The organism is Bacteroides sp. 4_1_36, assembly GCF_003466325.1.
In the GTDB taxonomy this organism is placed as follows: domain Bacteria; phylum Bacteroidota; class Bacteroidia; order Bacteroidales; family Bacteroidaceae; genus Bacteroides; species Bacteroides uniformis.
On record NZ_QSOX01000006.1, the window covers coordinates 16,428 to 37,580 of the forward strand.

Below are 21,153 nucleotides of genomic sequence, written 5' to 3' on the forward strand. Positions count from 1 at the left end.
AGTACTGCCATTGGTGGTACTGGCCATGACGGTAACTTCTTTGCGTGCACAGGAGAATGTGGAAGACTCACGTTGGGAAACGGCTGTCAGGTGTATCAAGAAATATGAAGGATGGCATGGTCCGGAATATCATCCGTATGTTGCATATGGTCACCGTATCAGAAAAGGGGAAAAGTTTCCCGCCAGGCTGACAGAAAGTGAGGGAGACAGTATTCTGAGAAAAGACCTGAAGGAAATGTGTGCATTGTTCCGTCATCTGGGAAAGGACTCGCTGCTGATAGCCTGTCTTGCTTATCAGATGGGACCATATAGGTTGCTCGGTTATGGCAGGATGCCCAAAAGCACGTTGATAAGGAAACTGGAAGCCGGTAACCGGGACATTTATTCGGACTTTATACGATATTGTCACTATAAGGGAAAGAAGATTCCGTCAATAGAAAGGAGAAGAAAAGATGAATATAAATTGTTGTATATCTTAGAATAAAAATAATACTATTATCAAATTTAATTTGTAAAAAATGAAGGAAACTTCCAAAAATTATATCAGAAAACAACATAGACAAATGGAACGAAATGGTTTCTATTGAATTAATTGATCAAGCTAAAGAAAAAAGTAAGGTTTCCCTTACTTTTTTTCTTTAGTTACACCCTTAAAAGGTGTGCCATCCTGTTTGACATCTATAAATTGTCCAGTACTTTTGTCCCTTTTTACCCATTGGGCTGTTTTGGGATTAAAAACTTGTGAGCGATTTTTTACTGCCCCATTACGATGTCCATCACCAGACGGTGGATTTGTTGCCATGTTTTTCTTCTATTTAATTATCTCAAATTATGCAGTCGAGACAACCCTGCTTGACACCATCAAATTATTTCCGTATATATGAAACGAGATCTTCTCCAGTAAATGAATATAAATCTGAGAAAACTTTCATTTTTTCTTCAATTCCATAAGGCTTGATGTAAGGATAAAGAAGTAAATATTCACGTCGAGGAGTTACGGGTTTGGCTTCTTTTGTAACAGGCATAATCATGCATTTGCCTGTATGTCCGTCTACAACACCTAGTTCCCATGGCATCCAATTGCTTTTCCCTGCTTCTGAAGATTGAGCATAAATTAAAGATGTGCTATGCTTAAGTCTATTCTGTAACTTTTCAGCTGTACTTTTATCAGTTTCATCCCTTTTCATATCAGGATCAACCATGCAGTCAAGATAGACCTTAAAGCCCATTTTTGATAGAACGTAATATATACCTTTTACAACATTCAAATCAGAAATATTATACGAAAGAAATATATCAAACTGTTTATTAAGAGGTGCTTCTTGAACTCTCTCGCTATATGTACGTTGCTCATTAAGCGAGATGTTGTTTGTTATATTACGAAAATATGACTCACTAAAATATTCCATATTAAATTCTTCCTTCTTTTACTAGTCGCCAATAATATTTCCCTAATTCCGTTAATTGACATCCAGTACTATGCATTGCTGCAAAATACATAAACTCTTCGTCTATAGGTTTAACAAACCCTATACTTTGTAACTTTTGCAGTAATTTAAATTTTCTGACATTGTTTGCATTAGCATAAGGGAGGACATATTCATGATGTACTGATGGATTATTTGTGTCCTCAAAAGATGGGTCTAAATCCATATGTTCATTAGGATCTATAAATAGATTTGTAAGTTCACGAATAACCGATAGAGGTACTTGTGGTTCAACTTTACGCAGTGGTGCGAATTCTGTAACGTTTGTTTTAAATACAGGTCTTTGATCCCATGGTCCAAATGAACGATCGATATATGCATACACACCACCGATAGTAATATTACCACAGAAATCAGATGCACCACCATTAAGTCCAGCACACAGTAACTCGGTAAAAAGGCCATGACCACCAGCTTCCATAGCAACCTCATCGTCACGACAAGCTGTTAAAATGGAGACCCCCGTATTCAAAACACTACCAGCATCTTGAAGATTATATTTCCCCATATTCCCAGAATGACAGCAATCCAAGATTATAACTTTATTACGGACATGGGATTGATTGACGATATTCATTATCGTTGACATCTGTATACCTGTATAATATTGGCCTTTTATTGAAATATCTTGTGGCATAACTATCTCTGCCCCAGTGTTATTTGCATAACCGTGCCCAGAGAAATATAAAAGAGATGTTTCATTATCTCCTACAAAAAGTTGCTTAATAGCCTCCATTGCTTCTTGTGAAGTTTGGACATTAGGCATCATCTTAATGCCGAAATTCGGAGAATCATCTCCATTTCGTTCAATTGCGGCTCTGACATTATTAATATCTTCTATACATCCCGTCAGCTCATTTCCATCAGGATAATCATTGATCCCAATTAACAATGCTTTTTTCATGTAGCTAAAGAATTAAAGTGTTTGATAAATAGCATATTTACGAACCGCATCAGCAACAGATTTTGCATTCCAACCGACAATAACTGTTGCAGCTTCTTTTACTACAGAAGAAGTACGTTCTGCCCCCCATGGCTGAACTGCAATTATTGGTTTATTGTATTTTTTTGCCATTGTGATTTCTTTATTAATCCATTTGCTATAAGTAGCATATACACCAGCAAGAATTATAACACAGCTACACCCTTTAACTTTTGCTTCTATTGCATCTGATAATTGTTTATCTGTTCCATTTGTATGTATAGGATTATCTTTGGGAACAGAATGATTGTAAAAAGTAACTCCTTCTTGATGAAGAAAAGATTCTATCTTATCATAATCCTTTGAATACGACCATGAATGCGAAATAAATATTCTATACATAATAAAAATGTGAACTCTCTGGTCCATTAGCCAGGGTCTTAAATTCGAGTTCACGATGCAAATATATTTTTTTATTATGTAGAATCCAAATTATTCCGTGGAAAAAACACGCAAAACTAACGTTTGTTTCTTTTCTGTATGATAGTAAATAATGTTTTCCGTGATAAATTACTCAATAATCGGCTGTATACAATAAAAAAAGAGCTCCATGTTGAAGCTCTTAATATTATCGTCATCCTGACGTTGTTAAAAATTTTTCTCAATATCGTCCTTATACTTAAGAAACATATCTATTTTGTTCATAAGTTCATCTATTTGAGGAAAAACTTCCTTCTCGTAAGTTTTATAAAAGCTTATTGTGTTATGTAAATAGTCTCTACGTCGAACGCTAGTAGAACCATATTCGTCTTTTTCAAATAAACGTACTGCATCTCTTCTTAAAAAATCAGCATTAAGTAAGGATAAATCATGTGTAGCTACTATAAGTTGACAATTTTCGGCTATAGTTAAATACATCTTTAAAATAAAAGCAAGTGCTTTAGTATGTATACCATATTCTATTTCATCTATACAAGTAGTTTTTTCACCAATGATCACGTCATATAATACTACTAGTAATCTTATAATGTTTTTTGTGCCCAAAGATTCTAATTCAAAATCTAACCCACTTTTCCCTTCTTTTGTTGAATGGATAAACCGCAAATTTTTATGAGTAATAATTCCTGATGGATATTGCTCCATCATAGCCTTAATTACAATATCTGGTGCCCCGTTTGCTTTGAGTTGTGTTATATCTAAACTAGCCTCTTCTATAACATAATCACAAATATTTGTTCCTACATCATCTAATAATCGTAAAAGTAATTTCTTCAAAACTTTATCTTTTTCAGAATCTCCAGTTTGAAGTTTATCTGCTAAACTTTTATCCGACTTGTGAACCATACTTATGCGATTCTCGAAATAATTCAAATTTTTAGATAAAATAGAACTCTCTAAATTCAGCGATCCGAAAGTTGAAAGTACACTAGCATTAGCAAGGGTATTTACTTCCAAATCATGCTGGTCTAATTTAGACAAATCACATGCATTACCAAAATTTATTATAACTTTATCTAATTCTTTATCGTGATGTCTGTAAAATATACGAGAACTTCGTGATTGAATTAATTTAAGTTCTTCCTCTTCAATACATTCAGATGATATTTTTACATTATAATTGAAACAAACATCATCAATATAATATGTTAGTGAAAGCTCAGTAGGTTGTGTTCTAGAAAAATTATCCAATAGGAATGGTCTGTATTCTGGTTTATCAGATGGCTTTTGCGGCTTTGCAGTTGCTATCATTCGCAAATAATTTAGAGCTGAAAACATTTTAGATTTACCAGTTCCATTTAAACCTACACATAAAAGTAAACGTAATATACGCTTACCATTTATTTCTTTATACCAAACAGGCGGCAAATCTTTTGATTTATTGCCTTCTTTCTTTGAAGCTACAAATGATAACTCCGTTCTATCACGATAGCTTCTATAGTTTTTTACAGTGAATGATTCTATCATATAAGCCTCAATTTGGATACAAAAATATATTAGTGTGATTAAAATAACAAATTTTCTAATCTCTATGTTTTGCTTTCCGTGAAAAAAACTCGCATAATCATATTTGTAATCCAAGATAGTATCTTTATTTAAAATAGTTCATTTTGATTAATGCTTCATACAGATATAATTCCCAAATTGAATTTATTTTTGCAACCTACCAATCTTATTATGTATTCTCTATGAAGGAGAAGGCCGCCTTCGGCTCGAATGAACTGTATTCAGGCCATGCATTGCAGCTGAAAAGGATATACATTTCAGCCTTTATTCTGTTACTTGCTGCCATATCTTATCTGATTATTCGGGTTGATAAATGACAAAGCCCGATTCCGCTGGTGACAGAACCGGGTCTGTCGTATTCGGTTTCATGTTCTAATTCTGGTTATATGAAAGCAGGAAATCGGCCATTGCTCCGTTCTGTGGAATCATGGCAGGAAAATCAGTCTTTCCAGGCTTGTAGATTTCTGTCGCTACATTGTAGACATCCCACGCTGTAATGCGTGGCTGTTCAAGTGAGAGTTTGAGCAGTTCTTCCGTAAACACGGAAATCTGTCCCTGGTTAAGTGGATAGGTGTCCACCTGTGATGCCAGTCTTTTGTCTGCACTGTCATGGGATACACGCAGAGCCGTCAGCATACCGATGATCATGTACAATTCACCGAGTGTCAACACCTTTTCCTTGAGCCTTTGGATTCGGCTTCTGTCCGCATCCATGTCACGCTCAAAATTCCGCATCCAGTCATCCACCTTTCCGAACAGTTCCTCGGTAGTCACCTTGTCCTTGCCGTAGTTGGCAACGCTTCGTTCGGGTGAAAGGATACACTGGTTGTGGCAGATACGTACGCAGGGACCTATTGCCGCCTGGATACCGTCCTGATGGTAGGCTACCACGAGTGTGGTTGTCAGTTCATCGGTATCTCCGTTCAGAATACGGATGGTGGTGAATATTCTGCGCAGTACATGTGCCTCTACCGCCTTCTCTCCATAGGTCTGTTCCACCTGCGGCAGGATGACCACTCCGGGCTGTGTCCGGTTCTTGTTCTGGGCGGCGAAGATTTCCTCCACCTCATAGTTAAGGTTGTGACGGCGGCAGATGTCCGTCATGCGCTGGATGACCTGGTAGTGGTAGATACCCCTGACCGGATTGCCGTAGATGTCGTTCTCCTTGTAGGTACGCTGTAGTGTTTCAAGGTCCATTACTTCGATTCCGTTGTTCTGGAAATCAAACTGTCTCTGATTGTTCAATGTTGCTAAAGCTTCCATAATTATATTTTTTAAATGGTTGGTAATTATTTGTCCAATAGGTTGATGATACGGACTGCCTCTTTGAAGCGTCCGATATTTTCCGGAAGAGGATTCCTGTATTCCTCTTCCTTCATGCGTCTTATAGAAGGTATTCCCGTTAAGGGCAGAGCCTGGTTGACTTTCCATCCGTCGGTGAATGCCTTCGGCTGGAGACTGTCATGACAGATCACTTCCCCGACACATCCGTGGACGAGCATGTTGCATACGGTCATCATGCAGCAGGTCCGGCTGATGTCTTCTCCGACCAAATAGGTTCCCGGATTGTGCGCATGGTATGCCAGCAGGAGTCTTCCGCTGCCGCATGTAGGGTCTCCCATCTTCTGTCCGGTCTCTTTTTTACCTGCCGCGCACATGACCATGAGTTCACAGATATGTGACGGCGTGAAGAACTGTCCGTTTGCCTGCTGTCCCGGTTTTGAGCAGTAAGCCATGTGGAGTTCACCGAAAGCGTCGAACCAGCCCGACCTGCCGATTTGTTTCTGCATGATACGTGTCCATTCGGCTGTCATTTCCATGAACGAGGTGTTCTGCTGACGCTTGTATTTCCAGTTGCTTATTGGCGGTGCTCCCGGAGAGAAGCCATGGATGATGAAACGCAGCAGGTCGTTGAATACGGTCTGTATTTCATAGCCGCATGAGGAGGTAAAGCCTGTGATGAGCCTGTCGAGCGGCCTGACTTCGTTGGAGATTTCATATCGTGCCATATTCCTTTATTTTATAAATGGTTATAGACTGTCGTTGATTCTGTATACTGTTACGGTATGGTTTTCATTGTCCGTGTGGATTCTGACCGGACCGTATCCCATGAATTTCATGCGGATTTGTCCGTGCTGTCCCATACCGTTCCACTGCTCACGTGATATTTCCTTAATATCCATGCGGTATCCCCAAAGTACAAGAGAGTCAGGCAGGATTCCCTTGTAGAGTCTGCCTTTCAGGATTGCGGCCAGCTCGTCCAGCTCGCTCCGGCTGTACAGCGTAAATGAATCGCTGCGGAAGGTGTATTCGCCTGTCCTTTCCCTGTCCCGGTGTTTCATGATATGATAGCGGCACCAGTTACGGGTGGTGTAACCGTCATACAACGGATTCGGTTCTCTGTATTCCCATTTCCTGACCGGAGCATCGAACCTTAGACTGCCCGTACTGCTGCGCTTCCCGAATCCCCATGTCCTGAATATGCGGATTTCAGTACCTGCGGGTTTCATGTTCCGGATATTGACCTGCGTCCAGGGACTTCCGGTGGTATCATAGGCGGCTTTTCCCATGTCATCGAAACAGAATACCGTTTCCGGTATCAGGCATATATCCGCATATTTTCCTGTTATCCGTTCTATATGAGCTTTTCCGAAATAGTCACCCGAACGTGAGACAAATTCCACGCAGTCTCCTTCTGTCGGGCACATCTGTCTGCTTCGGACATTCTCCATCAGTTCCAGCATACGGTTCACTTTCCGTACTTCCTCTTCTGTAATGGGATATCCGAAGTCACCGTTTGCCAGTTCAAGACTGTCAAGGTCATATCGTATCTTTGTATTCATCCTGTTCTCCTCCTGTTTTGTGTATAGCGTTCAACCTGTCGGGTGATCATATCACAGAATTTCTGGCCGTTTTCTTCCTCACCCCTGAAATAGGCGGCCATCATCAGCAGGTTCTTGTTGTAATAATGCACCCATTTGTCATGGAAATGTGCGCCGGGAACCTGTCCGAATGTTTCTTGAAACAATTCCAGGGTCAGATCCTCGTCCTGTCTCCTGTTGTATTCCCATATTGCCAGAAGCAGCATGTCATTGTAATTCAGCCTCATATTGCGTTGGTATTTGAAATGGCCATTGTGATGTTGCAGCAACCGATTTTCCGGACATTCTCCTTCAGCTTTCCGTTGTTTACCAGTCTGTCGTATGCCTCATGCACAAACCTGTATGCAGGCGAATCATATCCGATACCGTGGAGATGTGATGTCGTCGCCACATTTATCCGTGATGCCATCATGGAAAGTATGTCCTCTTTCCCTGCCCGGCGGTTGCTGAAGGCATCCAGTATATTCCGGTGGATGCAGGTTCCGTATCTGGCACGGTAATATTCCATTTCTTCTTCATCGGTGAAGGAATACACCTCTTCAGCTATCGTATCCTTTACAAGACGAAACGTACGGCCTCCTTTTTTCAGTATGGCTGTAATCTGTGGGATATGCAGTGTTTCACAGTAGCCGCTTATTTCCATCGGATGCACGTACAGGCGTGTCTTTCCTTTTATAAGATACATGGCCTGTGATGTACAGCCGGTTCTGTCCGTGTCGAATCCCTCTCCATGAAATTTCTCTTTTATTTCTTTGTAGAATGCGTCCGTTTTCTCATGGGAAAGACCTTTTCCCCATTCATATCCGCTTTCCAGACTGAAAAGCAGATGGAAGAGGGTTGTCCGCCCGGTCTTGCTTTCCCAGTAGCCGTAAAGGTCGGCCGTGCCGGATTTCGGTCCGAACCTGTATCCGTCCGGAGTATAGCTTTCCATCACTTCCAGGAGTGAGTTCATGAAATTTTCCGATTCTTCCGATTTCCACCATTCTGACGTATCGTCATCCATGGCATAAGCCGGTATATGGTTCATAACCTGTAGGTATTCCGGAGTCTCTTTCAGAATGTCTAGCATCCTTGTGACGGCTTCCTTCCTTTGTCTGATGGAGAACAGTTCCGTTCCGATATCCGCGTGAAGCCTGTTCTGTGTCTTCTGGTCTGTAATCATGACTTCTGATATTTATTGTTATACATTGTCTGCCTGTAAAGTACAGGCATTCTTATTTCTTGTTGTCCCTGTTGTCTGTTTGCCCGCATCCCTGCAAGGCTTGGCGGAAAAAAATACCGGAGCGAAGCGAGGATGATTTTTTTCCAGACAACCAGCCCGGCAGGGCCGCCTTGCGGGAGTTGCGTGGCAAACAGCTATTTTTGCAGCAAGAAATGAGGATGCTGTCATCATGTCTCCGCCATAAAAAAAGGGAACCCCATATTGCATGAGGCTCCCCAATACAGACTGTCGCATATATGTCAGGTATGTATGCTCCATCCGTGGAAACGTTCCATGATGACGGCAAAGGACTCGTCTGGATTTCCATGATACAGCAATCCTCCGACAATGCCTGTATTCCCGTCCGGATAACGTTCGCAGAATCCGAACGAATACGGCGCATGGTCGTAATAAAGTTCGATTTCGCATGGACGGTTCTCGTTCTTCTCCCATTGTTTGAGACGTTCAAGACAGTTTTCCAGGGTCTTGTCATTGATGGATTTTGCATACTGTACGACCTTGTCGTAATACTCTTGTGAACAGCAGATTTTCATATCGTTTGAAATTATTGGTTGGTAAATGTTTTTTCAGTCAATCCAGAAAGTACCGCAATGAGGGCATCTGCATCCGGCAGGATATTCATTCGAATATCGCACGTCACGGTGGCGTTTGTAGTTCATGTCACCGAAGGTGCATTTCCCGTCTCGGAATGTCTGCTCATAAGCGGCTTCCTGTTTCTTGTATTCAGCCATCCGGCTTTTTCGGACAGATCCGGTAAAAGGTATCATGCCCGTTTCCCATTTTGTGGAATCACACCAGTCATTGGTCATGCCGCAGACTTCATTGGCATAGGAATAGTGTACCTGTGAATCGACAAACAGGTTCTCCCTTCGGAAAGGGAAAGTGATGTCCAGCGGAATCCGTACATGATGTCCGGAACCGTTCCGGCTGTCGGCAATGGCTACCACTACATTCCCGTGGAAACGGATGCTTTTGAAATCGTTCTCAGGGTCTTTGCTGATGAGCCTGTCAAACATGGCGTTGAAGTAGATGCGCAGTTCTCCGCCGTATGTGGCATTCTCTACCAGTTCTTCAATCTTCTCGTCAAACTGCCCCTTTTTCAGATGCAGTGCGCGACGTACCTTATGGCAGGCCATGGCGACTGATTCTCCCCGCAGTGAACAACCGGTCAGATATCCGCTGATTTCCACTCCAAGCGAATAGAAGAAATTAGTGACGGACGAGTTGCGTATCAGGTCCTTTACCGGGTCGGAATCGTTCCGGTCGTAGATAAGTTCCCTGATTTCATCTTCATGCTCTTCAAACTCTCCGGCTAAATTGTCCGCTTCCATGTTCTTTCTTGTCTCCTCCAGATAGTCGTGCATGTTTGAGCTTTCCTGTTCCTCATACCATTCGTATGCCTTTTCATAGAGTTTTTCCATATTGTTGGAACGGATGCATTCCTCCTGGATGTCTTCATGCTCATCAAGGTCATCCCGGTAGTCCACGTAGTAGAGGCTTACATACTGTGGAATATAGTTTGTAAGTTGTAATGTCTGGTTCATGATTCCTGATTTTAAGAGTTATACAAACGAAAAAGCCCTGCTTGTCGTGCAGGGCCTGATTCTTGTGGAACTGAAACCTTTGGAATGTCTGTTTGTATGGTATCTCCATGTCTCAAGCAAATAATCCTTGGTTCCTTTGATACTTCCGTGTACCATACATCCTTTTTCATCATACAGGTAGCAGGTGTTAAGGAGAACCGGTATGCCGTCATGCACCTTGTACATGTGCAGTTCAATATCATTCTTTATGGCGGCAGACTTTTCCTTTTCCACTTTTCTGTGTATGGCTTTTCTGACCTCGCCGATATGAGGAGAGGTATAGCCGATTATTTCCGAATGGAATGCAAACTGATATTTTTCCATAACACTTTGTCCGTATTAAAATTCTGATATAAGTTCATCTTCATATACCTCCAGTTCAAGACCGCTCTCGACAATCCTGACCAGCCAGCGGCATTCCAGTCTTTCCATCAGTTCGACGGCACGGTATCCCTTATAGGGACGTTTCAGAAATACAATGTCTCCGGTTTTCATATTTGTTCCTCCTTTTTATTGTGCGTAGATTGTTTCTATCAGTTCTGCATCCGTAAGATAGCGCAGTTCCTGTGTGGAGCAGAACAGGCAGATGCCATCCAGCAGTTCATTTGCCGCAGCATCCAGGTTCCGTACTCCTTCGATTAAAGATTCTTCCAGTTCCTTGCTCGAAACAAGATATATTCCGTGATTGTCTTGAACAGTTCTCAAAGGGAAACGTCTTTCCTGATAGATGATGTCCTTTATCATGTCATCCTGTGGTGGCAGTTTGGCGCTGATTGTCTTGAACTGTTCGGGGACGAGTTCCTTCAACCGATCAGGATTGAAGCGGAACATTCTGAATCCCTGATATTCAAATCCGGCAGGCTCCGCTATTCTGTTACTGGTCAGGAAATCATGTACATGTCTGTTGCAGTCCCGGTTGTCCACATAGGCATGGAACGGGGGAAGGGAATTGAGGTTGACGGTGATGTCCGTGTAGGATTTCCAGCATTCCGGATTCTCCTTAGACCGGGATTCAAGTCCTACATACAGATTGTCATTGTCGATATAACTGTTCAGGACGAGTCTGACCTCAATGCGTTCAGCCGGATCTGTGGCTGTTTTCCAGTATAGAGTGTTCGATTTGTTCATACTTGTATTGTTTTTATGAGGGAATACGGCAGTCATTCTACCGCATTCCCCCAAATGTTATGATTTGATATTTATTTGTTTCTATGCAGACTCCTTTTTCACGGTCCTCAATCTTTTTAGGAGATATAGGAAATATCCACGGTCATAAATCCGGAAAAGAAATTCCTCTGATGTCTCCTTGATATGTCCGATGAAAGTTGCGGATTCCCTGCCGGGAGGATATTGAAAGAAATGTCCGTCGGAAACAAGGGTGAGCTTCTTTCCGGATACATGGTCTATCAGTTCGTCCGGAGTTTCGTACTGTCCTTTTCCTTTATAGAACTGATAATGGTTCCGGCGAAGACTTTTCAGGGTATTCGCCATGTCCGTCCTTGCTTGTCTGGAATCTGATTGGATGACAAGGTTACAGATGAATACGGGCTGTTTTCCGTCCAGTGAAAAATAATAGGGAATGAGTCTGGTTCCGCTGATTGTTTTGCTTGTTTCCTCTTTTGAGATTACGGCTTTCCGGTTGATGATTTCCATGTGACGGTCTATCTGACTGTCCAGTTCGGATTGCGGAGTAAGTACGGAGCGCAGACCCTTGAAATATCTTCCTTGACGGGTAAAGCAGAAAGAGTACATATTTCCGTAATACGGTTCTCCCACAAAGAACGAGTTTTGTCTCATGCGCAAGGGTGGCAGTACATCCAGCAAGTCATAGTAGTCTTCTTCGGTAATTTCCTTGAACGGTTCGGACAGGGACTGATTGTATAGCCGCAGCTTCTTGTCTATATCAGAAGGTGTTACGGCTTTCAGATAGGGATTGTTTTCCCGTATGTGCAGTTCTTCGATTGTTTCCCCACCATAGTCATTGTGGAATCCGTCACTCATACTTGTCAGGCATGTTCCGTCGAAGTAGCGGGAATCGATTACATATTTCAATCGGTCTTTCATGTCTTATAGGTTTTGAAGGTTCAACACTCTTTTGACTGCATATACGGCATTCTGTGTAAGTTGCCGTTGCCATGCCTGGTATCTCGGCGACCATTTGAAACCGTATGATTTCAGTTCCTTGCGCCTCTGGTCATCCGGAATATTGTCAAACTGGATTTGCAGACGGTCTGCCTCATAGTTCCATACCAGCGTTCCGCCTTCAAATTTCAGTTCACGGTTTTCCCGTTCTCTGATTTCCTGAAGTTTCAGTCTGGCCTGGCGTGCCATTTCCGGCAGTTGGAAGAAACGGTTCCGCGGAGTGATAACCGGTTTCTTGCATTGCGCATTGAAGTCTGTAATGAAATCTACCGCTTTCTGTACGATTTCCACTTCCCCTTTTCCTGCATAGGTGCTTACCTTATTAAGGATACTGCTGACAAACAAGGTACGGCTGTATCCTCTTGCTTTACCGGTATCAATATCATGAATGGTCTGTGCGCTGCTTGCAATGTCACGCTTCAGGCGGTTCCATGCCTCTTCCTGCTTCTGTTCTTCCGGTTTGGCAGCCTCTTTCATCCTTTCCATGGCAGCCTTGAAGCGGTTACGCCAGTCATGAAATTCATCAAATCTGTTCTGGTATGCATCCAAGGCCTTGTTGTTGCGCTGGCAGTTGAATTTGGCAGGGCCTGTCACCATCGGACTGGCACATCGTGAGAGACTGCCCAGCAAGGCAGAGAATTTGCTATGGTATGCACTGACATACTCGTTCTGCTTTTCTTCCGGAATCTGTTTCAGATCCTCTACAAGTTGTTTTTCATATTGCATGATGTCTGTTTCCGCCCTTGCTTCAGGTTCGAAGGAACTCCATCTGTATGCGTTGTATGCAGCATCAAGCAGGTCTTCCAGATAGCCGGGATACAGGAATTCCACAGCTTCCCATTTTTCAAATTCAGACGGATGAAGTTCTGTTTCTCCGTCTGCCGCTTCGATGGTGTGTACATAGGAGCCCATTCCCGTACAGCGTTTACGGAAATGAAAAAGGACGGCTTCGTCATCCGTCCCTTGTTCTCTGATTTTCTTCACTCGGTAAGCATTCTTTCTTGTCAACGTGATAACCGTCTGTTTTCCGGTCTTGTCCTTCATGAGGTCTGCTACTGTACCTTCGCATACCTTCTTTCCAACTTCTTCAGTCATATTCTTTTATTTAAATTAGACATGACCGGCTCCGTGGAGCCAGTATTTCAATTTCTTACTGGCCCGGCTGTTCTTTGCCAATGACCGGTGCAAGGCTTGGCGGAAGAAAATACCGGAGCGTAGCGAGGATGATTTTTTTCCAGCCAACCAGCCCGACAGGGCCGCCTTGCACAGTCAGTGGCAAAGGGCGATATTTGCTGTAAGAAATGAAATAATGGTATGCACTAATATTTTATAATCAGTAAACTATTCTTAAACGTTTTAACACAAAGTTTATGGATATGATATGAATGATGAGGAAGGAATAAAATAGAGTTAAATTATTAAAGTAAACTATGTGATACTGTTATAGTTCATTCTAACATAAAAATTAGTGTTTTCTAAAGATGCATATAATATTATTATTAACTCTATATAATCTTGATATTTATCACATAATATTAAAAAATCCAATGGCTATATCCCGAAAAACTAGTAGAACTGAACTCAGAGAATATAAAATTTTCAAATATTAATAGATAGTTCTTTGGTTGAAAGTCTTATAGGTTATATTGTCTATTTATAGAAAAGACCAAGGAAAAAAGAAAATCCAAATTTATGTTTTCGCTTTTTGGTTTGAAAAGTATTGCTACTCTTCAATTTATGTGGAGGTTCATTAGGGAAATTATCGTTGTCTGTTGAACAATTGATTTCATCAAACTCGTAAGTCATATCAAAATATAGTTTAGGATTATATCCATCTAAATAATTATATGGTATATTTTTCAATAGTTTGTATTTACATATAAAATTCTTTTCACGCCATTTTTTGCCAAAGGGAGAAATAACATTGAAGAAAAGAATATAAAGTTCAGGATTTGAGAGCTGTGCTCTATAAGTTTTTATCAATTCTTCTTTCTCTTTATCCGTGAATTCATTTTCACTATCAACCAAATTAATGGCATTATACATATTTCTGAAATAGGCACTTAAGATAGTGTGATTAGCTTGGCACAAACGTTTTTCTGGGTTGTTTTTTGAAAGTTCCAGCAATTCTTTTATGATAGTTTTTCTACAATCATAACATTGTATTTTCTCTTCAAAGAAATCACTCCAAGAGTCTGATAGCCCATAATAGAATACTAAATAGGAAATACAAGCAATATCGTGTGCATTTAAATTTAAATCGTTCTTTTTATTAATTTCATATAATGCCTGCAACAGGCGGTTTATCTGTATTTTATATGATACAAAACCACGTTTTCCTTTTTCTATTTTGTCTTTTCTCTCAGGCTTTGGTATTTCTATCTGATCAAGATTCTTATAATGATAATCTATCATTTGAAAAAAAGTCGTTTTAACATTATTCTTTCTGTTTTCACATGTTTGCTGTAAAATAGAATATGATACAATAAGAATGCTAAGAAAGGTAAACAATGTACCAATAAAACCACCAACAAAATCTCCAAATTCCGAGGCTAACTTGGAATCAATATCAAAACTAAATGAAAAATATGTGTCATCGAAAACAATGCAACAGAAAACTACGGCAAATAAAATCCCGCTAACAATAATTGCGGATTTCATTATTGTTAGCCAATTTCGCATACTATTAAATTTTTTTCTATAGTTTGTGATAGAACGTTTCAATTGTTTGTACATTAAATAATAGTTTGATATGATTATCTATTAGATTTATTTAGGTGATATTATCGTTATGACATTTAGTTCATCAGTTTTTCTATTTAGATCATTTTCAAGACCAACCGGATTATTAATGAAAGAGTCTGGATCATAAACAAAACAAATTAAAGTATCACAATCGGGATGGGATTTATATCTATCTATATCAATAATTAATTGTTCTCCCACCTCTCTATCTCTTAATTTAGTTCGTGTTTTTTTTACTTCAATAATGATTTTTTCTTGTTTAAGGAGAAAGTCTACTCTAGAAGCACTACCAGCATAACTTGGAGTCCATTCTTCCGGTCTTATATCATCAAAATGTAATTTTAAGAAAGTATGTAGTATATCTTGAACATCATATTCGTCATTGATATCGATAGATGTACGCTTGTCGTGTCTTTTTTTCATTTGTAGTATAGCTCTGTGAAAATTCAAACAAATCTTTATTACAATATCAATAGGAGTTAAAGTATTTTTTTCTTCGAAATCGTCGGATATTTCAATTTCTTTAATCATTGCATTCATCATAGTATCACAGTGATCTAAACTTTTAAGTTCATCTGTGGTCGGTTTATAGGTATGGTTATTAACTATAGGTACAAGACATGATCCAGGATAGAATGATAATGCATCAAACTCTTTATAGAAGTTGGAATTTATGCCAAAGATATTTTTTATAACAACTTTAGTCTCATTATACCATATTTTAAATTCTTTACTTGAAATATTAAAATCTTTGACTTGCTCTATAGCATCTTTTTGAGTAGAAATTAATTTTATAGCATTTATTTTATCCATAATAATTAAAAGTTTAAATTTATCTATTTAATAGGAGATATTTAATGTATTCACGCAAGAACAATAATTCCTGGTATTGAATTATCTAATATAAATTTACGAATATCTGGCTGTATAAAATCTAATAATTCTCTTGTAATAACAATTTTAATTGAAAGCTTAACTTCTCCCATTAAAACTGAGAGTAATTTATCTTCACATTGATAAAAAATTCCAAGAAGGACTATTTGATATGGAGACAAACCTAACATCTTTGTTCCTCTTCCAGCGGAAGTTTCAGCTTTAAGAAAAGCATCTAGCTGATTTTCTTTGACTTCAAACTGATTCAATAATAGAGATGTATTGCTACATAATCTTACAAGGTCGGAAGGAAGGTCTATTTTGTTAAAATGATTCTTAAATACATTAAGAATTTTATTAAGGGCCTTTGTTTCCTTATTGTTTTTGTCTAATTGTGGTAATTTTGACAAGTTTAAAATATCTGCAATTGCGCATTCTGCTTGTTCAAGGACAGCTCTGATTTGATATGCAACTCTTTGTTTTCCCCAATTGATTTCATCAGACTTATACGTCAGGTCATGAACTGCAATAGTCCAAGCATGGAACAAAAAAGTTTTAATTTGTATTTCAAATACAATTTTTTTTATTTGTTCATTTGGTACAGTTACATCATCCTTAATTGTTACATACAGCCTTAAATCATCAAATTCAAATGAACTTGATTGTTTATGCGTGAAATCATTTGAATTTGGCCTTTTGCATTTAATGTCACAGAATTTATTTACTAAATCCTTTGCTTTATCAATCTGTGTGGAATTCTCCACAACGATAGTACATGCAAAGAAATCATCAAGGCTAGTAGATGAGGAAGAAATGCCTCCTCTTTCAAGTTTTAGAGCAAAACTTTCCAGACTTTTTATTCTACTAATATAATGCCATTTTTCATATTTATTACTTATTATATGAGTATCCACAAAAGATTTTAAATCTTGCGCTAAAGTTACATTGTTTTGATAAATACTATCAATACTACTTGATACTCTCATTTTAAGAATAATTTACTAATTATATTGTAGCGTGTTTCTCTTTGAGATAAGTCTGTATTTGCTCCAGTTGATGCTTGATTATAATCTGCAATTTCTTTGTCGTTTGTTACTCCTGATTTTATTTTATTAAAGAATTCAAGACATTTTTCAGCAGAAATTTCTGGATTATTTAGAGATTTTTTATCTGATAGTGCAATAACAGCCCAAAGTATATAGAAAGCCTTATTTTCTGTAAAAAATTTTGATATGCAATTATTAGCTCGTTCCATATCTTTAATATACTGTTTTATGAAACCTACCTTTCCTTTTAAACCTTCAATGTCTACTTCTGATTCATCAGTATCCTCTTCTGTGACATTATCATACTTGGCATATATTTCATCTAAATAGTCTTGGTTAAAACCTGCAATTCTATTTTCAAGTATAATAATCAATAGTTCTGATACGAACTGTACGTCCTTCATTCTTCTAGCTTTTGCAGGTGTACTTATTTTATATTCTGTCCAGAATGAATCCAATAAATCATCTTCCACATATTGAATAAACCAGCCCGAGTATTTTGCATGTCTTAGCTCTTGTTCATTCAGATTCTTTGAATTTCTATTTAAACGGTCAAATATATTATTAAGGCTCTCACCGTGTACGTTATCAATATAATCAACTACTAATTTATAGTCGAAAAATAACTTTTTTTCTTCCGGTCGTAGATCAGAAAACTTCTTTCCATTGAATTTAGTATCGCCAAAATTTTTGTCGAGGCTTATTTCATTATCCATAAACATGAATATAGTCTCCAAACGCTGTTTCCCATCAACGACATTATATACTGTTCTACCATTTTCATCTGTATCTCTATGCAAGAATATAGTAGGAGCTGGATAGTTTTTAAAAATGGTATCCAGAAATAACTTTCTATCTTTGGGATTCCATACGCTTCTTCTTTGATATGATGGTGAAATATTTAGTTGGCCAAAGCGTCTAAGATCTAAGAACCAAGTCAAATGTTGTACAGTTGGATTTCTTTCCATGATTAATAATTTTATATTATGTTAGTAAATAAAAAATGTTATTTTTTATGTGGACCTAAGAATCTATCTCCATTTAAATGAATCATGTGTTCTGGCATATCTGCTATCCAGACTTCAGTCTCCCAAGCTAATTTATCAGAAAATTTCTTGAATGTGGAAAAATCAAGAAATGCTGTAACAAATATTTTTCCAGACGTAACATTTTTAGTCATATTCTCAATTTCCAAAATTCTTTTCGGTTCCATAGGTCCAACAGAAGTAACAGCCTCTATAAAATATAACCAATTTTTATCTTCTCTATATAATACAACATCAGGCATTTTATCATGTAATGTTATATCAAAGCCCAATGATGATAAAATATCACTATTATTGACTAAATCTTTTTCTATTGTATCACCTACATATAAACATGTGGAATTGTGCGCAAATCTAGGTGCAAATTCTTCAATGATGGCCTTTTGAAGTTTATTATGGTTTCCAGGACTGAATGTAAAATCTATGTCGTTTATTTTTACAGGCATTTTTTGGATCTGCTTTTTAGAGGCATAGATGCTAGATAAACTTTCATGCTCACTAATAAATTTCTTTAATTCTAAGTTATCATCAGAAATAGTACTATTATCTTCCAAAGAGCGAATAACCTTTAAAAACTCTGAAGTCAAACGATAACGATAGTTGGGACTATTAGTAGCTTGGCCGTTATCTTCAATAAGGGCAGCAGTTCGAAAATGATGCATTGCTTGTTTTCTTATTGTTTCTCTGGAATTCTCAGCATATGTTTTGCTGTAATTCTCAGATGTAAATACTATAATATCATGGATTCTTGTCCATTCATTTGTTGCTTCATGCCAAGATGTTTCTTGCTTTAATCTAGCTAAAGCCAACAAAGTATAACAACAAAGCGGACTTTGCTGGCTATTTGGCATCTTAATCTTGGCTAATAATTTTTTTACAATATCTAGTTTATCCATTTATTTAAAATTTCATTACAATTTATGACTGATAATTCTTTATGCATCAATTCCTTACCCATTTTTTCTATTACATCTTTATCAGGAAAAGGAATTTGATTTATCTCGGTAGAGTTAACTTGTGTAGATCCATTTAAGATTCTGTAATAGCTATCATACAGGCTGGAATTCAATAATACATAAAGCCCATATGTGATACAAGGTGAATCACATTTTATAAAATTAATCTTGTTTTGTGTACTTATATATGAGAATTGTTGATATTCTTGCTTTAAAAATATGCCACATTGTAATCTTCGTTCTTCTTCTTTAGAAGTAAAGCGTTTAACTAATAGGAAATCACTGTTTTCCTGTAGAAATCCCTTTTTATCTGTTTTTATGACTTCACCTTCTTTTCCTAATGGCCATATAACTCGTCCATTTTTGATATGTTGAGAATATAAAAGTGGATATGCTCCTTCTTCTAACTCATTTCGAAGTACTTCCCTTGTTCTAAAATCTACGATTATTCCTGTTTGCATCTTTAGATTAAGATCAGGTAAAGTCTTATTGAAACGATTAATTAAATTCAAAGTTTTTTCTTCAGTTTCATTCGTTATAAGATAAACGAACTGATTTTGAGCTACTACAGTATCGTATGAAGCTCTAAAGTTTACTTTATCTCTCAAGTCAGAAGTTGATGAAGAAGAAATATTGATATATTCTGGTTTTTTATTTGATTTCTTTATTTTGATTATTAAGGTTTCTTGCAGGACTGACTCTCCATCAAAAACTTTGTTTCTACTTTCAAATAAATGCATATCTGTAATGACACAATATTGAAATAAGTACTGTCTAAACTTTTTGAAATAAGCGCCAGATGTCCATGAACGTGGTACAATATACACAAGTTCATGTTCTTGTTTAAGGTTATGAATACCCATTGCCCAAAATAGAAAATACAAGTTAGGAGAACCATAGCATACACTAGGCATGGCTTTTGCCTCCTCTGCATCTTTGGCTATTTTAAGATATGGAGGATTCCCTATAATATAGTCGAACTCATGCTTTTCTTCTGGAAATAATGATCTGCTTTCGAATGATTGTGATGTAATATAGTTTTTGTGAATAATAGTATAATCAATACCATATTTAGAACTTAATATTTCTAAGTTAAGTTCTAGAAGTGGTAGTACAAGTTTATCTGTTTCATAACAGGTAAGATGAATTTTACCATTGTATCCTTCACTAATTAATCTGTCAATAACTGCTGTTGACAAAATACCTGTGCCAGCACCTGCATCCAATATGCTGATATTGGGTTTAGAAAGATCAAAATTAAAAAGTGAAGCCATAAAAATAGCGGTAGTTTCGTTAGTAAAAAACTGCCCATATTTTTTTCGTTCCTGTTTAGGAACGGATGACATAAAACTATCGGTATTTAGAACTATTTCTTTTAACATTTCAATTTCTCTTTATATCCTCAACAATTAAATCTTTCATTTCAACAGATAATAATTGTGATATTTTATAAAGTGTTTCCAAATTTGGTTGTTGTCGATTACAGCAATATGCATTGGTAGTACTGAAACTTTTCCCAAGTTGCTCTGCAAGCCATTTCTGAGAAAATCCTTTTTCAACTAATACTATTTTAATACGATTTAATTTCATTGATATATTATTTGCTCCAAATATAGCAATAAATACGATATTTATCGTATTTTATTTGATGTATTTTAATCTGAACAAAATAACAAAATGACATTAACGTCAAAAAAAATAAGTAAATTACAGATTTGTAATCTTTTTATAAATACTAACATTTCGCGAATGATCTAATAAAATTCTTTATAACATTATTAGTAGGCACTGATGACTTACCATAATTTTAAGTTCTGACACTCATCGTAAAATTTAATTACATATTAATTCCTTTTCTAGGTTTACGTTTCATCCCATGAAGTATTTGTGCGGATTGTTCCTGATAGGATAGAGGTTGGCTTTGTTTTTTGCCTGCCTCTATCCATTTAAGGAGCTCATCCTCATAGAAATATAATTTCTTACCACGTTTATAGGCTGGGATGAGACCTGTACGAGCAAGTCTGTAGATTGTCGGTTTTGATTTTTGGATAAGTATGCTAGCCTTATCTATGTCAATTAGTTGATGCTGATTATCAAGTTTCTGTGGTTGTAGGGTTTCAACTAATTGGTAAATTTTCTCTACTTGTTCTGTTAAATAGATTACAGCCTGCGGAAGCTTGTCGAATGTGATAGGTTCTTTTGTCATACAATCTGTTTTTGCTTTTGGGGATTGATACTTGTTCAT

Annotated in this window: 26 protein-coding genes; 1 reads left to right on the top strand and 25 read right to left on the bottom strand. The window is 37.8% G+C overall.

Features of this window, described 5'->3' with window-relative positions:
- Positions 1 to 25: 25 nt before the first annotated feature.
- Positions 26 to 484 carry a glycoside hydrolase family protein gene (locus DXD65_RS07805; protein WP_117887555.1) on the top strand — a complete coding sequence of 153 codons (459 nt, stop codon included), beginning with the start codon at positions 26 to 28 and terminating at the stop codon, positions 482 to 484.
- 141 nt (positions 485 to 625) lie between these two features.
- Here the strand turns inward: DXD65_RS07805 and DXD65_RS21115 are convergent, their stop codons facing one another.
- The 25 genes from DXD65_RS21115 to DXD65_RS07930 all read right to left on the bottom strand — a co-directional run bounded on the left by DXD65_RS21115 (position 626) and on the right by DXD65_RS07930 (position 21,114).
- A complete protein-coding gene (locus DXD65_RS21115) occupies positions 626 to 802 on the bottom strand; it encodes a hypothetical protein (protein ID WP_199670722.1) in 177 nt (58 codons plus the stop codon).
- A 64-nt stretch (positions 803 to 866) separates the two neighbouring features.
- The gene (locus DXD65_RS07810) at positions 867 to 1,409 is read right to left on the bottom strand and encodes a TIR domain-containing protein (protein ID WP_117887511.1); all 543 of its coding nucleotides are present in this window, start codon (positions 1,407 to 1,409) and stop codon (positions 867 to 869) included.
- 1 nt (position 1,410) lies between these two features.
- Positions 1,411 to 2,391 carry a caspase domain-containing protein gene (locus DXD65_RS07815; RefSeq protein WP_117887512.1) on the bottom strand — a complete coding sequence of 327 codons (981 nt, stop codon included), beginning with the start codon at positions 2,389 to 2,391 and terminating at the stop codon, positions 1,411 to 1,413.
- A 12-nt stretch (positions 2,392 to 2,403) separates the two neighbouring features.
- Positions 2,404 to 2,838 carry a TIR domain-containing protein gene (locus tag DXD65_RS07820; protein WP_233556128.1) on the bottom strand — a complete coding sequence of 145 codons (435 nt, stop codon included), beginning with the start codon at positions 2,836 to 2,838 and terminating at the stop codon, positions 2,404 to 2,406.
- Positions 2,839 to 3,057: 219 nt separating this feature from the next.
- Positions 3,058 to 4,374 carry an AAA family ATPase gene (locus DXD65_RS07825; RefSeq protein ID WP_147350691.1) on the bottom strand — a complete coding sequence of 439 codons (1,317 nt, stop codon included), beginning with the start codon at positions 4,372 to 4,374 and terminating at the stop codon, positions 3,058 to 3,060.
- A 411-nt stretch (positions 4,375 to 4,785) separates the two neighbouring features.
- The gene (locus tag DXD65_RS07830) at positions 4,786 to 5,676 is read right to left on the bottom strand and encodes a DUF932 domain-containing protein (RefSeq protein ID WP_117887514.1); all 891 of its coding nucleotides are present in this window, start codon (positions 5,674 to 5,676) and stop codon (positions 4,786 to 4,788) included.
- Between the two features lie 26 nt (positions 5,677 to 5,702).
- Entirely contained in the window at positions 5,703 to 6,422 is a 720-nt protein-coding gene (locus DXD65_RS07835; protein ID WP_117887515.1) for an N-6 DNA methylase, read from the bottom strand.
- Between the two features lie 21 nt (positions 6,423 to 6,443).
- The gene (locus tag DXD65_RS07840; protein ID WP_117887516.1) at positions 6,444 to 7,256 is read right to left on the bottom strand and encodes a DUF4121 family protein; all 813 of its coding nucleotides are present in this window, start codon (positions 7,254 to 7,256) and stop codon (positions 6,444 to 6,446) included.
- On the bottom strand, positions 7,253 to 7,522 hold the full coding sequence (locus DXD65_RS07845) for a hypothetical protein (RefSeq protein ID WP_009121403.1): 270 nt from the start codon (positions 7,520 to 7,522) through the stop codon (positions 7,253 to 7,255). The genes DXD65_RS07840 and DXD65_RS07845 overlap by 4 nt, the downstream gene beginning before the upstream one ends.
- The gene (locus DXD65_RS07850; RefSeq protein WP_117887517.1) at positions 7,519 to 8,457 is read right to left on the bottom strand and encodes a hypothetical protein; all 939 of its coding nucleotides are present in this window, start codon (positions 8,455 to 8,457) and stop codon (positions 7,519 to 7,521) included. The genes DXD65_RS07845 and DXD65_RS07850 overlap by 4 nt, the downstream gene beginning before the upstream one ends.
- 299 nt (positions 8,458 to 8,756) lie before the next feature.
- Positions 8,757 to 9,050, bottom strand: coding sequence for a DUF4120 family protein (locus DXD65_RS07860; protein ID WP_071150656.1), 294 nt, complete (start codon positions 9,048 to 9,050; stop codon positions 8,757 to 8,759).
- A gap of 33 nt (positions 9,051 to 9,083) precedes the next feature.
- Positions 9,084 to 10,061, bottom strand: coding sequence for a hypothetical protein (locus tag DXD65_RS07865; RefSeq protein ID WP_117887518.1), 978 nt, complete (start codon positions 10,059 to 10,061; stop codon positions 9,084 to 9,086).
- A gap of 18 nt (positions 10,062 to 10,079) precedes the next feature.
- Positions 10,080 to 10,424, bottom strand: a complete 345-nt coding sequence (locus tag DXD65_RS07870; RefSeq protein ID WP_009121407.1) for a hypothetical protein — start codon at positions 10,422 to 10,424, stop codon at positions 10,080 to 10,082.
- Positions 10,425 to 10,439: 15 nt separating this feature from the next.
- The gene (locus DXD65_RS21120) at positions 10,440 to 10,595 is read right to left on the bottom strand and encodes a hypothetical protein (protein WP_008152292.1); all 156 of its coding nucleotides are present in this window, start codon (positions 10,593 to 10,595) and stop codon (positions 10,440 to 10,442) included.
- Positions 10,596 to 10,610: 15 nt separating this feature from the next.
- Complete coding sequence (locus DXD65_RS07875; protein ID WP_233556129.1) at positions 10,611 to 11,228, bottom strand: DUF4313 domain-containing protein; 618 nt, start codon at positions 11,226 to 11,228, stop codon at positions 10,611 to 10,613.
- 81 nt (positions 11,229 to 11,309) lie between these two features.
- On the bottom strand, positions 11,310 to 12,164 hold the full coding sequence (locus DXD65_RS07880; RefSeq protein WP_117887520.1) for a hypothetical protein: 855 nt from the start codon (positions 12,162 to 12,164) through the stop codon (positions 11,310 to 11,312).
- A 3-nt stretch (positions 12,165 to 12,167) separates the two neighbouring features.
- Positions 12,168 to 13,337 (bottom strand): hypothetical protein, encoded by a 1,170-nt coding sequence (locus DXD65_RS07885; RefSeq protein WP_117887521.1) that lies wholly within the window; start codon positions 13,335 to 13,337, stop codon positions 12,168 to 12,170.
- A gap of 555 nt (positions 13,338 to 13,892) precedes the next feature.
- Positions 13,893 to 14,924: a putative phage abortive infection protein gene (locus DXD65_RS07895; protein WP_158573898.1), complete on the bottom strand. Its 1,032-nt coding sequence runs from the start codon at positions 14,922 to 14,924 to the stop codon at positions 13,893 to 13,895.
- A gap of 87 nt (positions 14,925 to 15,011) precedes the next feature.
- Positions 15,012 to 15,800 (bottom strand): hypothetical protein, encoded by a 789-nt coding sequence (locus tag DXD65_RS07900; RefSeq protein WP_233556130.1) that lies wholly within the window; start codon positions 15,798 to 15,800, stop codon positions 15,012 to 15,014.
- A 50-nt stretch (positions 15,801 to 15,850) separates the two neighbouring features.
- Complete coding sequence (locus DXD65_RS07905) at positions 15,851 to 16,846, bottom strand: hypothetical protein (RefSeq protein ID WP_117887523.1); 996 nt, start codon at positions 16,844 to 16,846, stop codon at positions 15,851 to 15,853.
- Positions 16,843 to 17,874: a DUF262 domain-containing protein gene (locus tag DXD65_RS07910; RefSeq protein ID WP_117887524.1), complete on the bottom strand. Its 1,032-nt coding sequence runs from the start codon at positions 17,872 to 17,874 to the stop codon at positions 16,843 to 16,845. The genes DXD65_RS07905 and DXD65_RS07910 overlap by 4 nt, the downstream gene beginning before the upstream one ends.
- Before the next feature lie 38 nt (positions 17,875 to 17,912).
- Positions 17,913 to 18,848, bottom strand: a complete 936-nt coding sequence (locus tag DXD65_RS07915; protein WP_117887525.1) for a BsuBI/PstI family type II restriction endonuclease — start codon at positions 18,846 to 18,848, stop codon at positions 17,913 to 17,915.
- Positions 18,836 to 20,290, bottom strand: a complete 1,455-nt coding sequence (locus DXD65_RS07920) for an Eco57I restriction-modification methylase domain-containing protein (protein WP_117887526.1) — start codon at positions 20,288 to 20,290, stop codon at positions 18,836 to 18,838. The genes DXD65_RS07915 and DXD65_RS07920 overlap by 13 nt, the downstream gene beginning before the upstream one ends.
- Before the next feature lies 1 nt (position 20,291).
- Positions 20,292 to 20,498: a helix-turn-helix transcriptional regulator gene (locus DXD65_RS07925; RefSeq protein ID WP_117887527.1), complete on the bottom strand. Its 207-nt coding sequence runs from the start codon at positions 20,496 to 20,498 to the stop codon at positions 20,292 to 20,294.
- Between the two features lie 247 nt (positions 20,499 to 20,745).
- Entirely contained in the window at positions 20,746 to 21,114 is a 369-nt protein-coding gene (locus tag DXD65_RS07930) for a helix-turn-helix domain-containing protein (RefSeq protein WP_117887528.1), read from the bottom strand.
- Between the last annotated feature and the right edge of the window lie 39 nt (positions 21,115 to 21,153).

Bases quoted from the DNA above. Each gene is read 5' to 3' on its own strand.
- DXD65_RS07820 (WP_233556128.1), bottom strand. From the start codon at position 2,838: ATGGACCAGAGAGTTCACATTTTTATTATGTATAGAATATTTATTTCG.
- DXD65_RS07830 (WP_117887514.1), bottom strand. From the start codon at position 5,676: ATGGAAGCTTTAGCAACATTGAACAATCAGAGACAGTTTGATTTCCAG.
- DXD65_RS07860 (WP_071150656.1), bottom strand. From the start codon at position 9,050: ATGAAAATCTGCTGTTCACAAGAGTATTACGACAAGGTCGTACAGTAT.
- DXD65_RS07825 (WP_147350691.1), bottom strand. From the start codon at position 4,374: ATGATAGAATCATTCACTGTAAAAAACTATAGAAGCTATCGTGATAGA.
- DXD65_RS07805 (WP_117887555.1), top strand. From the start codon at position 26: ATGACGGTAACTTCTTTGCGTGCACAGGAGAATGTGGAAGACTCACGT.
- DXD65_RS07910 (WP_117887524.1), bottom strand. From the start codon at position 17,874: ATGGAAAGAAATCCAACTGTACAACATTTGACTTGGTTCTTAGATCTT.
- DXD65_RS07810 (WP_117887511.1), bottom strand. From the start codon at position 1,409: ATGGAATATTTTAGTGAGTCATATTTTCGTAATATAACAAACAACATC.
- DXD65_RS07925 (WP_117887527.1), bottom strand. From the start codon at position 20,498: ATGAAATTAAATCGTATTAAAATAGTATTAGTTGAAAAAGGATTTTCT.
- DXD65_RS07875 (WP_233556129.1), bottom strand. From the start codon at position 11,228: ATGAACAAATCGAACACTCTATACTGGAAAACAGCCACAGATCCGGCT.
- DXD65_RS07885 (WP_117887521.1), bottom strand. From the start codon at position 13,337: ATGACTGAAGAAGTTGGAAAGAAGGTATGCGAAGGTACAGTAGCAGAC.
- DXD65_RS07815 (WP_117887512.1), bottom strand. From the start codon at position 2,391: ATGAAAAAAGCATTGTTAATTGGGATCAATGATTATCCTGATGGAAAT.
- DXD65_RS07880 (WP_117887520.1), bottom strand. From the start codon at position 12,164: ATGAAAGACCGATTGAAATATGTAATCGATTCCCGCTACTTCGACGGA.
- DXD65_RS07865 (WP_117887518.1), bottom strand. From the start codon at position 10,061: ATGAACCAGACATTACAACTTACAAACTATATTCCACAGTATGTAAGC.
- DXD65_RS07915 (WP_117887525.1), bottom strand. From the start codon at position 18,848: ATGGATAAACTAGATATTGTAAAAAAATTATTAGCCAAGATTAAGATG.
- DXD65_RS07850 (WP_117887517.1), bottom strand. From the start codon at position 8,457: ATGATTACAGACCAGAAGACACAGAACAGGCTTCACGCGGATATCGGA.
- DXD65_RS07835 (WP_117887515.1), bottom strand. From the start codon at position 6,422: ATGGCACGATATGAAATCTCCAACGAAGTCAGGCCGCTCGACAGGCTC.
- DXD65_RS07920 (WP_117887526.1), bottom strand. From the start codon at position 20,290: ATGTTAAAAGAAATAGTTCTAAATACCGATAGTTTTATGTCATCCGTT.
- DXD65_RS07900 (WP_233556130.1), bottom strand. From the start codon at position 15,800: ATGGATAAAATAAATGCTATAAAATTAATTTCTACTCAAAAAGATGCT.
- DXD65_RS07895 (WP_158573898.1), bottom strand. From the start codon at position 14,924: ATGCGAAATTGGCTAACAATAATGAAATCCGCAATTATTGTTAGCGGG.
- DXD65_RS07840 (WP_117887516.1), bottom strand. From the start codon at position 7,256: ATGAATACAAAGATACGATATGACCTTGACAGTCTTGAACTGGCAAAC.
- DXD65_RS07905 (WP_117887523.1), bottom strand. From the start codon at position 16,846: ATGAGAGTATCAAGTAGTATTGATAGTATTTATCAAAACAATGTAACT.
- DXD65_RS21120 (WP_008152292.1), bottom strand. From the start codon at position 10,595: ATGAAAACCGGAGACATTGTATTTCTGAAACGTCCCTATAAGGGATAC.
- DXD65_RS07845 (WP_009121403.1), bottom strand. From the start codon at position 7,522: ATGAGGCTGAATTACAATGACATGCTGCTTCTGGCAATATGGGAATAC.
- DXD65_RS07930 (WP_117887528.1), bottom strand. From the start codon at position 21,114: ATGACAAAAGAACCTATCACATTCGACAAGCTTCCGCAGGCTGTAATC.
- DXD65_RS07870 (WP_009121407.1), bottom strand. From the start codon at position 10,424: ATGGAAAAATATCAGTTTGCATTCCATTCGGAAATAATCGGCTATACC.
- DXD65_RS21115 (WP_199670722.1), bottom strand. From the start codon at position 802: ATGGCAACAAATCCACCGTCTGGTGATGGACATCGTAATGGGGCAGTA.